The organism is Streptomyces caelestis (assembly GCF_001279005.1).
Classification (GTDB): domain Bacteria; phylum Actinomycetota; class Actinomycetes; order Streptomycetales; family Streptomycetaceae; genus Streptomyces; species Streptomyces heliomycini.
The window spans coordinates 95,114-108,162 of the sequence record NZ_LGCN01000029.1; the positions used below are offsets into that span (position 1 = coordinate 95,114).

The window sequence follows — 13,049 nt, forward strand, 5'->3', positions numbered from 1 at the left end:
CGGCCGTGCCGTCCCACCGCGTCCGCACCACGTGGTCGAACCCATGGAGGACGCAGTGAGGGAACATCGCTTGATCAGCGCGATCGAGACGGCACTCGGGTGGAACGGAGCGGAGGAGCTGGGCAAGGACTTCGCACGGGGGAGCTTGGAGGACCCCTCACTCGTCTCCCGCCTCCTGACCCCGAACCGCCTGCTCGACATCGCGATGCGCAGGAGCCTGAACCGCCCGCAGTTCCGGTGTTTCCAGAAGGGTGTGGAAGTGCACCCGGCCGTCTACTGCACCGACAGCGTCAGCCCTCGGGGACAGAGCATCCCCATGGTCGACATGCGCAGCCTTGGGCGGCTCCTGCGGGAGGGTGCGACGCTCATCCTCGATCAGGCCAACGTCTTCGATCCGACGATGGAGGTCGCGTGCCGGGCGCTGCAGTGGTGGTCCCGCGAGCGCGTGCAGGTCAACGCCTACCTGACGACGAACGACGCCGCCGGCTTCCCCCTGCACTGGGACGATCACGACGTCGTGATCGTGCAGCTCGCAGGTGAGAAGGAGTGGGAGGTGCGCTCGACCTCCCGCAAGGTCCCCATGTACCGGGACTCCGACCCCAACAACACGCCGAGCGACGAGATCGTCTGGTCAGGCCTCTTGAAGACCGGAGACGTCATGCACATCCCCCGAGGGCACTGGCACCAGGCGACCCGAACCGGCAGCGGCTCGGGAAAGAGCCTCCACGTCACGTTCGGCATCACCAAGCGCACCGGGGCGAGCTGGCTCGCCTGGCTGGCCGACTGGTGCCGCGAGCGAGAGATCTTCCGGCACGACCTGGACCGCGGTCGGGACCTCGATGACAAGGCACTGACCGCGGCCGCCACCACCCTGATCGGCGAACGTTCCCCGGCCGACTTCCTGATCGCGTACGAGCAGGAGACGGCCCTACCCCGCCACGTACCGTTCCTCGGCATTCTCGGACCGCTCGACGCCGTCGTGTGCACCACCCACTTCCCGCCCCGGATCGAGGAGAACGGAGAGACCGTCGACGTCGTGGCCGCGGGGAAGAAACTGACTCTCACGGCTAAGGCCCTGCCCGCGCTGCGGCTGCTGTTGAGCGGCCGGCCGGTCCCACTGGAACGAGCGGCGGCCGTCGCCGGGACGGAAGTGAAGGAGCTCGCCGAAATCCTGGTGGAGGAGGAACTGTGCGCGGTAGTGACCCCCGAATTGTCCTCGGGCTACACCGGTCTCGTCACGAACGCCGTCTCCTGACCGGAGCGCTCGATCTCGGCGTCACCGCGCTCGACACCAGCACCAACTATCTCGGCTTCCGCTCGCACCAGGTCCTGGCACGGACGGCCGGTGACCTGCTGCCGAAGTTCACGCTCTCCACGAAGGTCGGATACTTCCCGGGACGGGACGGCGGGGAGCACTGCCTGAACCCCGTACGACTACGCGCGGCTGTGGAACGGGCGGCCGATGACCTCGGCCGGGAGCCCGACCTGGTATTCCTGCACAACCCGGAACATTCGCTCCGCGAGACCACTTCACATGGCCGGGACATGCTGGCGCAGGCGTGTGCTGCCCTCGACAACTCAGTGGCGAAAGGGCTGTGCGCCGCCTGGGGCGTCGCGTCCTGGGACCCGTCGCCGCTGCTGGACCTGATCGACCCGACCACACCGAGGCCGTCAGTTCTCATGGTCCGAGCCGGCCTGCTGGTCGGGATCGGAACACTCGACGCCGCCGACGCCCTCATCAAGGCATGGGACCTCGGCAACCGCACGGTGTGGGGAATGAGCCCTTTCGGAGGCAGCGCCGGTGCCCCGGTGTGGGCCAGGATCGACCCGCGCGTCTTCCTGCGGGACGGCAGCCGGTTCTCTCGCGTACAGGCGGCCTTCCGGACCGCCTACCACCTCCCGCGGGTCGACTCTGTCGCTGTGGGCACCGACGACCCCGCCCACCTGGGCGAACTCGTCGACGCCTTGGTCGGCGAGTTCGAAGAGCGGACCATCCGCGAGTACCGAGGACTCCTCCGCGACCGCTCGCGTGATCAGCCCGTCTGAAGTTCCTCGACGACCTGCTCGGCCGTGCGCCGCGCGGGCTCCAGCCGGGGGTCCTCCGGGTGCGCGTACGGCCCGAGGATCTTCGCGCAGACGAACAGCGTCATCAGCTTGCCGTCCCGGCTCTCGAAGTCGCGCCGACGCTCCCGCCGTACGCGATCGGCCAGAGCGGGGACGGCGAGCGAGCTCGCCCACAGTGAGGCGGAGTCCAGCCCCTGTGGCGCATTCCCCCAGTCCTCCCAGTCGAAGAGGCTGAACACCGGAGCGGTCACATTGGCCCAGTTCAGGTCCGCGTGGGCCGGCACCCATCGCCGGACGGTCGTGTCGAAGTCGCCGGGGAAGACACCGCGGATGGACTCAGTGACCAGCTCCTGGGTGATGGTGTCGGTGTCCGGCGTGGCGACCCGCCTCGTCCTATGAGCTGCCAGCGCGTCCAGCGAGGTGCTCAAATCCTCCCACCACGCCTCCGGTAGTTCCGGTGCCTCACTCAGGACGGCGCTTCCGACGGGGGCGGCCGACAGGAGGCCGGTTTCGTCGGCCCGCCACATCACCGGCCCGTCCGCATCCCGCCAGACCACACATCCCTGCCAGACCGGCTGGGCAACACCTTCCAGGCGGGCGGCGCATTCGGTGCCGTTCCACCCCTGATCGGTGATCTTGTCGAGCGGGCGCCGCTCGATGCGGACCCAGGTACCGCGGTCCGTCCGGGCCCCCACGGACCGGCGCTTGCGCACCACCGTGTCCAGGAGCAAGCGCACCCGGAGGGACCGTGCGACGCGGTCAAGGATTTCGTCGACCGACTGCACCCGTAGGTCAACGGACTGACCGGTGGAGACCGAGAGCGTCATGGGGAAGAACGTAGCAGCGGGGCAATGGGATGCCTCGTCATCCCCATGAACCGACGATGCAGGAACTCAGTCTCCGATGTCGTCCAGGGCCGACCGTGCCGTCGCGGTGAACTCGCCGATGCGTTCGGAGAGCCGGGCCACTTCGACGGCGTGACGCTCCACGAAGCGGACGTTGCCGTCCGGGGCGTCCGCCGGCGAGTCACGGAAGGCGAGCAGGGTCGTCTGCGTCGACTTGAGGGTGGTGTAGACGCTCCGGGCGGCCTGCTCCACCGTCTCCGGCCCCTCGACGGCAAGATTGGCCCACGCGGCCTGCGCGAGCGCCAGCTGCCCTTGCGCCTGCTGCATCCTGCGATCAACTTCCTCGGTGTCCCGTTCCCCCACGAAGGCGCGGCCGGCCATCTTGAGGGCGTGCTGGCACTCGGTCGCCGGAGCGAGGAAGGCACTGTAGGCGTCCCGACGCACCTGTCTGCGCCAGTGCGCATGCTCGGCCCTCGCCTGGGCCTGCACCTGCTGCCGCGCCGACCACCCGGTGATCGCCGAGGCCAGAACAGTGCCTCCCACGCCAACTGTCGCTCCAAGTAATGCCGCTAATCCCTGATCCACGAGGGGTGTATCTATCGCACTTCTCGTCCTGCTGGCCAGGCAGTCGCCCCCTGGCGCAGCCGTCCGGAATTCAGGAACCCTGACCAGAAGCCTTCTGCTCCCAGTACTTACGGTGATAGCGGAGGTACTCCGGGTGGACTCGGTGGCTGTCCCGCACGGTGAGCTTCGGCAAGAGCCTCACGCCTGAGAGATCTGATCGGACGATGACGGACCCATCGTCGTCCACTGCGATCGCCCCGATGTCGAGCCGCACATGACAGTTGGGGCAGAGGCACAGGATGTTGGGCTCGACGTCAGGTCCGTGGTGGGGCTTCCCCAGAGGCCGTATGTGGGCGCCTTGGCTGTATGAGCTACCGTCCGGGCCCGTCAGGCGTAGACCACACAGCTGGCACTCCCCCTCGTAGAGGCGCTTGATCCGTTGCGCGGCAGCCGTGTCCCTGATCAGGCGACGCACCTGCATGCTGCGTGAACGCGGGAACTTCTCCACGTCCCACTGCTCGCCAGGCGTTCCCTCGTCTTCTTGCTGTCCGTGGCCTTGCTCGTCACCGAGCTCTTCCAATACGTCGATGACGTGCCGTTCGACCGCGGTTTGTACCTGCTCCTGGTCAGGCAAGCGCCGCAGGTCAAACTGACAGACATCAATCGGCGTTCCGTCAGGAGCCGGATACTTGGAGATCGCCGTGCGCACCTCCGTGATCTCGTACAGGCCGTCGTACCTATAGGAGTTGGAAGGCGAGTACCGCGGATCCCCCTCGTAGCCTCGGATCACGCGGATGGGATAACCACGCTCATAGCTGAGCCGGAGCGCAGCGTTGTCCGTGTAGGACCACGACTGGCTGCGAAGGAGCCTGCCCGTGGAGTCCTTGTCCTTGCCTTCCGAAGCTCCTGTGTATCGGATCCACTCCCAGTGGTCCTCATCGTCCACGTAGCCGCCGTGCAGGACGATGGCGTCCCCGACTCTTTGGCCGTCCTCGTCCCACAGCCAGGAGATGCCGCGCTGGTTCGTCTGGTGCAGTTGTGCACGCTGCACGTCCAACCGCCTGTGGAAGACCCTGCCCACGGGCACGCCTTCTATGTGCCCGACGGTTCGTTCGATTCCCATCCACCCATACTGGATCGATCATGATCAATTTCTTTCAACTTTTCTCCATTGAAGCCAAGTTGAGATCAGTAAGCGAGCCACATCGGACCACCTCGCCTCGGACTGTCAGAGCCCTCTGTTACACATGACCCGAGCCATCCGGCGCGATCAAAGGAGTCCGCGTGTCTGAGCTGGAGGATCTTTCCCAACCCGCCGCGGGTCTGTACGAGCAACTGATTACGCTCCGTTTCGAGCAGAAGCTTCAGCAGCTCTCCCAGCTTGGCTGGCATCCGATGAGCGGAGCGGTGGGCTCGGAGTCGGTCCCTCACGTGCTTGCGCGGCATGTCTCCCGCACCGTGCGCCGTGTTCTGCAGAATCTGCCCGCCGAAGACCGCGTGCACGCGGCCAACCACATCCTGGAGTCCATCGGCACACTGAAGGGTGCCCAAGAGTGGGTTGATCTCATCGCAGACGGCCCGCAGCAACTCCTAGCCATCACGCGGCAGGAGGCACCAGGGGTCTTCGCCGTACGTCCTGGCATCCCGCTCTCAGACACCGCCCTGCTGACCAACTCGCCCGAGGATCCCAGCCTGGGGTTCGAACTGCGCGCCGAGCTTGCCACTGCCGATCGTGTGGATCTCCTGTGCGCCTTCGTCAAGTGGCACGGGCTACGGGTCATTGAGCGGTCCTTGCGGGCAGCCCATGAGCGGGGGGTGCCGGTGAGGGTGTTGACCACGACGTACATCGGCGCCACCGAGCGGCGAGCGTTGGACCGCTTGGTCGAAGACTTCGGAGCCGAAGTCAAGGTCAACTACGAGACCCGTTCCACGCGGCTCCACGCCAAGGCATGGCTGTTTCGACGGAACAGCGGTTACGACACCGCGTACGTCGGTAGCTCGAACCTGTCGAAGGCCGCCCTCCTTGACGGTTTGGAGTGGAACGTCCGCTTGTCCTCCGTGGCCACACCCGACGTGATGCGGAAGTTTGAAGCGACGTTCGAGTCGTACTGGAATGACCCGTCCTTCGAGACGTACGACCCTCACACCGACGGTGATCACCTGCAAAAAGCGCTGGCGATGGCTGGTGGTGCACCCTCGGCGGACAGGGCCATCACACTGTCCGGCCTCGAAGTACGGCCGTACCCCTATCAGCGGGACATGCTCGAGCGTCTGGGCGTCGAGCGTGAGGTCCACGATCGGCACCGGAACCTCTTGGTAGCGGCGACTGGTACGGGTAAGACCGTCATGGCTGCGCTTGACTACAAGCAGCTCCGCGAGAGACATGATCGCGACCTGCGCCTGCTGTTCATCGCTCACCGCAAGGAGATTTTGCAGCAGTCCTTGCGGACCTACCAGGACATCTTGCTCGATGCGAACTTCGGAGAGTCCCTGCACAGCGGCGAGATTCCGGAGCGCTGGACGCATGTCTTCGCGAGCGTTCAGTCACTCAACGCACGGGCGCTTGACCGTCTTGCCCCCGATCACTTCGACGTCATTGTGATCGACGAGTTCCACCACGGAACCTCACCGACCTACCGGAAGATCGTCGATCACTTCAAGCCGATGGAGCTGCTGGGCCTGACTGCTACGCCGGAACGCATGGACGGCAAGAACATCCAGGACGAGTTCTTCGACGGTCGCATCGCCGCCGAGATGCGGCTGTGGGAAGCACTGGACAACAAGCTTTTGTGCCCCTTCCACTACTTCGGCATCAGTGACACCACCGACTTGAGCGCCGTGGAGTGGAAGCGCGGAGCGTATGACATGAGCTCGCTCAGCAACGTCCTGACAGGTAACAAGGTCCGCGCTGGCCTCGTCGTCAAGGCCGTCAAGGAGAAGATCGCCGACCCGAGCCGTATGCGGGCCCTGGGGTTCTGCGTCTCTGTTGCTCATGCGCACTTCATGGCGGAGTCCTTCCGCTCGGCTGGTTTCAATGCCATAGCGGTGTCCGGGGAGACGCCGGCTGATCAGCGACGGCAAGCACTCGCGGACCTGAGGTCCGGAGCGCTCCAAGTGGTCTTCTCGGTCGACCTCTTCAACGAAGGTGTCGATGTCCCGGATGTGGACACCCTGCTTCTCCTCCGCCCGACGTCGAGCGCGACCGTGTTCCTTCAGCAGCTCGGCCGCGGACTTCGGCGCTCCGGCAACAAAGCTGTCCTGACCGTGCTGGACTTCATCGGCCAGCACCGCAAGGAGTTCCGTTTCGAGAACCAGTTCCGGGCCCTCACGAACCTGACGCGTAAGCGGTTGCTGGACCACATTGAGCATGACTTCCCGAAGCTCCCCTCCGGCTGCGAGATCGTACTGGAGGAGAAGGCGAAGCACACCATCATCGCCAACATCAAGGAGCAGCTCAGCGTCAATGTGACCACGCTGGCACGTGAAGTGGCCGACTACGGAGAGCCCTTCCTCAGTCGCTACCTGGAGGAAAGCGGCCGAGACATCAAGGAGGTGTACCGAGGGGTCGAGAACTCCTGGACGGGGCTGCTCCGCCGCTCCGGCCTGATGGACCGCAGGGCCCCTGAGGGGGAGGCCGCTCTCCTCAAGCGGGTGCCTGCGTTCCTGCATGTCGACGACCCTCTGCGGGTGGACGCCTACACACGCATACTCGAAGACGATGCCACCCCCTACAGCGACCTCGATGAACAGGGGAAGGCCTACGCCCGCATGCTGTTCTTCCAGCTGTGGCCGCTGGGTGGCGTTACCAGGAAGGGATTTGCGAGCTACGAAGCGGGATTTGCCGCCCTTCGAAAGCAACAAGCCTTCCGTAGCGAGCTACGCCAGGTGCTGGCGTACAACCTCGCCCATACCGAGCACGTACCGATTCCCCTCCTCGGTGTGACTGGCGACCGGGGTATCCCACTGACCGTGCATGCCTCCTACAGCCGAGAAGAGATCCTTCCTGCACTCGGCCAGGCGGACATCGGAGGCTTCATGCCCGGTGACTTCCGCGAGGGCGTGAAGTGGTGCGAGTCAATCGCGACAGACGCGCTCCTCATCACCTTGGAGAAGGACGAGAAGGACTTCTCCCCTCAGACCCGCTACCACGACTTCGCACTGAGCGAGACGCGGTTCCACTGGGAGTCCCAGAACCAGACCTCCGAAACGTCCCCGACCGGGTTGAGGTACCAGCATCACGCCGCCCAAGGCAGTCAGGTACTGCTCTTCGTCCGCCGCTACAAGACCACCGATATAGGTGGTGCTCAGCCCTGGATGCTTCTGGGACCTGCTGAGTACCAGAGCCATGAGGGCAGCAAGCCGATGGCCATCACCTGGAAGCTGAAGCATGGGATTCCGGCAGATGTGCTGTCGTACGCCAAGGCAGTAGCGGCGGGCTGACTGTCAGCGGGAGACGCGGGTCGCCTCCAACTCTGCCTCGAAGTGCATCTGGGCACGGTCCAGGATCTCGTCTGTGTCATGGCCGTGCGTCTGGAGCCAGTGCAGCAGGTCGGCGATGATGTCGATGGCGGCTGCTTCTGCCGCCATCGCACCCAGCCGGCTGCGCCGGGAAGTGCTGAACAGCTCGCCGTCACCATAGGAACTGAGAACCTTGGCGGCTCTTGTGGCGCGTGCGCCAGCTTGCTCATCGGGTGCTGCAGGGATAGCGACGAGCTCGCACCATGTCACCTTGCTGCCGTCGTGCAGTTCGACGCCCCAGCGTTCCGTCAGGGCGTCAACGAGCGCCATACCTCGTCCGCTTTCCGCCTCATCACTTGCCTCTACGAGGGTGGGAAGGGCGCGAGCGTCCGGGTCTCGCAGCTCGATGCGGAGGCGGGCACCTCTCAAGGAGAGGCTGAGGCTGGCGGGGGTACCGCGACCGACGTGCGTGATCACGTTGGACACGAGCTCGCTGACACACAGTTGAGCCGAGTCGCTGAGCTCTTGCAGACCCCAGTCACTTAGCCGGGTCCGTACGAGACCGCGTAGGGCTGCGACCTCCTCTGGCTCAGCAAGGAACGGGAACCCCCAGGACGCCAGGGGGATGTTGGCGGATTCAGCCACGGTTCTACTCCTGCCTGGGACACGATGATTACGCCATGGAAGCTGTCCCACACTGAGAGTTGCAGTGAAACTCTCAAAATGGAACTCTCATCAGAGATCAACTGGAGCGCGCTACTGCCGTACACGCCCCCGGCGCACACCGTCTTGCCGTTCTTCCCGGCAGGCGGCAATGATCACTTGACGGACGAGAAGGGCCTGAACCATGGCAGTTGGACCCACCACACGAAGGCGTCAACTGGGCGCCGATCTGCGACGACTCCGCGAGTTGAAGGGGTTGACGCTAGAGGAGGCGGGTGCCCGAGTCGGCATCTCGAAGGCAACCCTCAGCCGCTACGAAACCAAGGAAGGCACGGTCAAGTGGCCAGCCGTCGACGCCCTGTGCCGCGAGTACGACGCGACGGACGAGGAACGCCTCGCACTGGTCGAGCTAGCCAAGGGCGCCAAGATCCAAGGCTGGTGGCGCTCCCTCGCCGACCCCATCCCCGAGTCCATGAACCTCATGCTCACCCTCGAAGACGAGGTCGTACGCGAAGACCATTACGCCTGCATGTATATCCCCGGCCTGCTCCAAACCCGTGCGTACGCCGAAGCTGTACACCGGGCTTCGGAGGTGCGGTGTGAGGAGCGCGAGGTCCAACACATGGTCGACATCCGCATGAAGCGGCAGGAGTTGCTGGACCGCCAAGAGCCGCCACGCATCTGGGCGGTGATCGACGAGGCAGCGCTCCGGCGGCAGGTGGGCGGTTCTGAAGTCATGCGGAAGCAACTGAGACACCTGCTCGCGCTGACTCAACGCCCACATATCAACGTGCAGGTTCTCCCGTTCGCCCGCGGCGCTCACGCAGCGGCCGTCGGTAGCTTCGCCTTCCTACGCGGCCAGGCTCCCGAACTGGATGTGGTGTACGTAGACCTCCTCGGCGGTGGGTTGTTCATGGAGAAGCCGGAGGAACTGGAGCGTTATAGGTTGGCGTTCGAGTACCTCAGCGCACAGGGACTCGATTTTGAGTCCTCCAGCGATCTCATCGACCGGATCAGCAAGGAGCCCTGATGACGGCACCGTCACAGCCCACCTGGTTCAAGTCCTCCTATAGCGGCGGCAGCGGCACCGAGTGTGTGGAATGCGCCCATGTCCCGTACGGCGTGCTCATACGCGACTCCAAGGACGTGGACGGTTCCGTCGTCTCTGTCGAAGCCGATGCATGGCGTTTCTTCGTGGCGGGGTTGAGACGCGAGCGACCGGTCGTGTCCGCCTGATACTCCCGAGCCACCTACTCCACCATGCGTTCCGCGTCCTCCGGAACCCAAGGGAAGGGCACGTCGGGCCAGTGCACGGAGGCCCACGCGTCGACGTCGACCGCGAGGACGGCCTCGACGAAGGCGTCCGGCGGGCGGTAGCCGTGGGCGGTGACGTAGTGCGTGATGAGGAACGGGGCGGCGTAGGCGGTGCCGGGGGCGCCCGGGATGCGTAGCTCACCGTTGCCCTGCGGGGCCGGCTCGTCCCCCGCCGGGCACAGGTCGCACTCGTGGACGCCCAGGCAGACGTTCATCCACTGGACCCGCTGGAGAGCCTTCAGCTTCTCCACGAACGCCTCGGGGACCGGGCCCGTCGCGTACGGCTCACCGGCCTCCAGCCGGCCGATGTTCAGGCGGGGTGTACGCGGGGCGGTACCAGAGCCCGTAGAAGCCCGATTCCGGGTCCGTGAGGGTGTCGTCGTCCAGGTAGTCGTACGCGCTGAGGTCCTCGTAGAACACCTGTACATCATCGCCCGCGCAGCTCGGCGGCACGTGAGAAGGCGGGTGCGCTGTCCGCCGGGTCGAGAGCACCCGATCCGCCTCCCGGGGCCCGGATCCAAGCTCGTCGGAACGGCTACGACGGCCGGCCGCCTCCCCCGACGAGAATCCCACCCTCAGTTCCGGGCGATGCCTGCACAGGATGCGGACATGTAGGACACTCTTCGTAGGGCGGGGAGATCAAGGAGCGAGAGATCGTGAGCGCAGAGCACGCAGAAACACCCATCCCTGCGCCGTTGCCGTTGAGGACCATCGGCGACATCCGGGCCGCTCTGCGGTCCGGGCACGGCTTCCCCGGCGACCAGGAGACCTTCGAAGCGGATCTCCAGCGTGCGCTGGAGGCCTCCTCGGAGACGGACCTCAATGCGGTCGCCGCGGTGATCGTCGACTACCGGGGGCGGATCCGCCTCTACCAGGACCCGGACTTCGACATCGCCATACAGGAGGGCCTCGATCTGGCGGCACAGTTGAAGCAGGAGGATCCACGCGCGTGAGCGGTGTGATGGCGGCCGTCACCGTACGGGCTGCCCAGCGAGCGAAGGAACTGGGAGCCGAGCAGGACCTGGAAGCGCTACGGCAGGAGCTCGAGCAGGCTCCGCGCCTCGGTGTGCGGCTCGGGCCTCCCCGTCATGACGGTACAGAGGTGCGCAAGACGAGGATCGAGCCCCGGGACAGCGTGCCGGGATTGGCCGTGGCGTATGTGTACACACCGTCTCCGCCGCCCCCGACCGTGGCGATCGTCGCTGTGACACCGGATGACGGAGCCCGTGAAGCGTAGGTGGATCGTCACGTAGCGCGCCTTGTTCACGGCGGCGGGGCGCCGGTTCGGTGGCGGGGAAGTACGGGGCCGAGGTGGTGGGGAGGTCTGCGCCGGCCAGGTGGACGGACACGCGGAAGCTCCTGGCAGGGCGGCTCGGGCTCGACGCTCGCCCGCCCTGCCAGGAGTCGCTCTCCACCTGCGCACCGCCCGTGACCTCAACGGCCTTCCTTGATCAAGGGGTTGAGAACACTCGACGCGCTCCGACGCCGCTGGGAACGGCGCCTCGGGGCGGTCACCAGCAGGGGCTGCCGTCGTCCTCACGCCAGGCGACGTCCGTGACGTACATGGGCATCGTGAAGTAGCTGCCGCTGTTGCTGGAGACGCACGCCGTCTCGGGGCCCTGCTCCTCGTGTCCGGCGATGACGTACGTCATCGTGACGTCCTGGGACGTCCTGTTGTAGAAGATGTGGCCGAGAGCCCTGCCCGACCATTCCCCCTCGGTCACCAGCGACGGCGTCATGTCCGTGTCGCCGTACCAGTACTCGGGCCAGACGCAGAACGTACCCGTCTGACAGTTCCCGGTGGACCACGCCGACGCGCTGGGCGCGGATGCCATGACACCGAGGAAAGCTGCGGGTATCGCCGCGAGGGCGAGGGACTTCAGACGCATGGGGGGGCTCCGATCTCAGGACGTCATACGCATGCTCACAACAGAGATGTTGAATCGTCAAGCATCACTTTTCGGCCTTCCCTGGCCGGTTCGAAGCCGACTCGACGCGTTTCCGCCGACCGGCACGAGCACTGAGGCCCGCCTACGCGTCGGGGCCCGGGCAGCCCGCTTGCAGGGCGTCCGCCCGTCTCGTCAGGTCCGCCGCGATGTGATCCCAGTCCGGGCCGTGGAGCCACAGGCTCTCGGCGGCCTCGCGCATCAGGGGTACGTCGTCGGGACGTTGCAGCAGCACCAGCCGGTAGGCGAGGTTGCGGATCCGGACGGGCAGGTGGCCGTCGACGAGGTGGGGGCAGAGGGCGCGCAACATGGTGAGGATCGCGTCCGCGTCGGCGAAGGTCAGCTCCTCGAGGAAGTGGTGCTCGTCGTGGTCGAGGCCGCACTCCGGTGCGGGGCGGTACTCGTCGCCGTACAGGCACCGGGCGTGCTCCGTCAGGGTGCTGTGCATGGCCGGGAGCCTACGGCGTACGCCCCCCGTGACCCGCCGGGCGGGATACGGCTCGGTCTTCGGCCGGTGCGGCGGGGGCGTGGGTTCGCCGGCTTCTTCGTTCGCTGGTTCCCGGCGTCCGGTTCGCGGACCGTGTGCACGTCGTGGCGCGGGGCGGGCAGGGAGGGTTTCGGCGCCCGGGCCGGCCGGGCCGGTTCCGAGGAACCGGTGACGGGCCCGGCGGGTTCGCCCGGGGAGGGGCGGAGCAGCATGTCGCCTTGTCGGTGACGGCCGAGGCGCGGGGTGGAGCGCGGGCGGGTTTCCCGTTCCGCTTCTCACTCGGCGTCGAAGGCCTCTCGTGCCTTCTCGATCTGGGGCATGTACGTCCGCGCCCAGTCCAGGAGGCCGTCGACGGGAGGGCGCATGGTCTTCCCCAGGGGAGTGATCCGGTACTCCACCGCGACGGGCCTGGAGCTCACGACCTCGCGCTCGACGATGCCGTTGCGCTCCAGCCTGCGCAGGGTGGCGGTCAGTGACTTCTGTGTGACCGAGGGGATCGCGCGGCGCAGTTCATTGAACCGGCGCGGCCCCTCGCACAGCTCACTGAGCACGCTCAACGACCACTTGTCCAGCACTTGGTCGAGCAGTTCGCGGTGCGGCGCCGGGATGCTCAGCTCGTCGTCACGGGAAGGCGCGGTATCGGTCATGAAACCTGGTCTCGTTGAAGTGTCCTTCGTCTCCTAGATATCAAAGCTATACCAGGTCCGT

General features: G+C 65.9%; 15 protein-coding genes. 6 read left to right on the forward strand and 9 right to left on the reverse strand.

Features of this window, described 5'->3' with window-relative positions:
- The first annotated feature begins 43 nt into the window (after positions 1–43).
- Together ADK41_RS03925 and ADK41_RS03930 are read left to right on the forward strand one after the other, a co-directional pair.
- A complete protein-coding gene (locus ADK41_RS03925) occupies positions 44–1,255 on the forward strand; it encodes a JmjC domain-containing protein (protein WP_030825283.1) in 1,212 nt (403 codons plus the stop codon).
- Entirely contained in the window at positions 1,189–2,046 is an 858-nt protein-coding gene (locus ADK41_RS03930; protein WP_030825286.1) for an aldo/keto reductase, read from the forward strand. The genes ADK41_RS03925 and ADK41_RS03930 overlap by 67 nt, the downstream gene beginning before the upstream one ends.
- Here ADK41_RS03930 and ADK41_RS03935 read toward each other — a convergent pair.
- From ADK41_RS03935 to ADK41_RS03945, 3 genes are all read right to left on the reverse strand, one after another.
- Complete coding sequence (locus tag ADK41_RS03935) at positions 2,034–2,891, reverse strand: hypothetical protein (RefSeq protein ID WP_030825289.1); 858 nt, start codon at positions 2,889–2,891, stop codon at positions 2,034–2,036. The genes ADK41_RS03930 and ADK41_RS03935 overlap by 13 nt on opposite strands.
- A 66-nt stretch (positions 2,892–2,957) precedes the next feature.
- A complete protein-coding gene (locus tag ADK41_RS03940; protein ID WP_030825293.1) occupies positions 2,958–3,452 on the reverse strand; it encodes a hypothetical protein in 495 nt (164 codons plus the stop codon).
- A 112-nt stretch (positions 3,453–3,564) separates the two neighbouring features.
- Complete coding sequence (locus tag ADK41_RS03945) at positions 3,565–4,596, reverse strand: YDG/SRA domain-containing protein (protein WP_078661919.1); 1,032 nt, start codon at positions 4,594–4,596, stop codon at positions 3,565–3,567.
- 161 nt (positions 4,597–4,757) lie between these two features.
- Here ADK41_RS03945 and ADK41_RS03950 point away from each other — a divergent pair, with 161 nt between their 5' ends.
- Positions 4,758–7,913 carry a DUF3427 domain-containing protein gene (locus ADK41_RS03950; RefSeq protein WP_030825301.1) on the forward strand — a complete coding sequence of 1,052 codons (3,156 nt, stop codon included), beginning with the start codon at positions 4,758–4,760 and terminating at the stop codon, positions 7,911–7,913.
- A gap of 3 nt (positions 7,914–7,916) precedes the next feature.
- Here the strand turns inward: ADK41_RS03950 and ADK41_RS03955 are convergent, their stop codons facing one another.
- Positions 7,917–8,627, reverse strand: coding sequence for an ATP-binding protein (locus ADK41_RS03955; RefSeq protein ID WP_324604886.1), 711 nt, complete (start codon positions 8,625–8,627; stop codon positions 7,917–7,919).
- Positions 8,628–8,778: 151 nt separating this feature from the next.
- On the opposite strand from ADK41_RS03955, the gene ADK41_RS03960 reads away from it, so the two are divergent.
- Both ADK41_RS03960 and ADK41_RS03965 read left to right on the forward strand, forming a co-directional pair.
- Positions 8,779–9,624, forward strand: coding sequence for a helix-turn-helix domain-containing protein (locus ADK41_RS03960; RefSeq protein WP_030825306.1), 846 nt, complete (start codon positions 8,779–8,781; stop codon positions 9,622–9,624).
- Entirely contained in the window at positions 9,624–9,830 is a 207-nt protein-coding gene (locus tag ADK41_RS03965) for a DUF397 domain-containing protein (RefSeq protein WP_030825309.1), read from the forward strand. Before ADK41_RS03960 ends, ADK41_RS03965 begins: the two co-directional genes overlap by 1 nt.
- Before the next feature lie 14 nt (positions 9,831–9,844).
- Here the strand turns inward: ADK41_RS03965 and ADK41_RS03970 are convergent, their stop codons facing one another.
- Positions 9,845–10,159 (reverse strand): hypothetical protein, encoded by a 315-nt coding sequence (locus tag ADK41_RS03970; protein ID WP_234318728.1) that lies wholly within the window; start codon positions 10,157–10,159, stop codon positions 9,845–9,847.
- A gap of 34 nt (positions 10,160–10,193) precedes the next feature.
- Entirely contained in the window at positions 10,194–10,328 is a 135-nt protein-coding gene (locus tag ADK41_RS43835) for a hypothetical protein (RefSeq protein ID WP_267883143.1), read from the reverse strand.
- 236 nt (positions 10,329–10,564) lie between these two features.
- Between ADK41_RS43835 and ADK41_RS03975 the strand changes: the two genes are divergently transcribed.
- Complete coding sequence (locus tag ADK41_RS03975; protein WP_051843134.1) at positions 10,565–10,861, forward strand: DUF6247 family protein; 297 nt, start codon at positions 10,565–10,567, stop codon at positions 10,859–10,861.
- A 558-nt stretch (positions 10,862–11,419) separates the two neighbouring features.
- Here the strand turns inward: ADK41_RS03975 and ADK41_RS03985 are convergent.
- The 3 genes from ADK41_RS03985 to ADK41_RS03995 all read right to left on the reverse strand — a co-directional run bounded on the left by ADK41_RS03985 (position 11,420) and on the right by ADK41_RS03995 (position 12,988).
- Positions 11,420–11,797: a hypothetical protein gene (locus ADK41_RS03985; RefSeq protein WP_051843135.1), complete on the reverse strand. Its 378-nt coding sequence runs from the start codon at positions 11,795–11,797 to the stop codon at positions 11,420–11,422.
- 142 nt (positions 11,798–11,939) lie between these two features.
- Positions 11,940–12,302 (reverse strand): hypothetical protein, encoded by a 363-nt coding sequence (locus ADK41_RS03990; RefSeq protein ID WP_030825321.1) that lies wholly within the window; start codon positions 12,300–12,302, stop codon positions 11,940–11,942.
- A 314-nt stretch (positions 12,303–12,616) separates the two neighbouring features.
- Entirely contained in the window at positions 12,617–12,988 is a 372-nt protein-coding gene (locus ADK41_RS03995) for a winged helix-turn-helix transcriptional regulator (RefSeq protein ID WP_030825324.1), read from the reverse strand.
- Positions 12,989–13,049 lie beyond the last annotated feature (61 nt).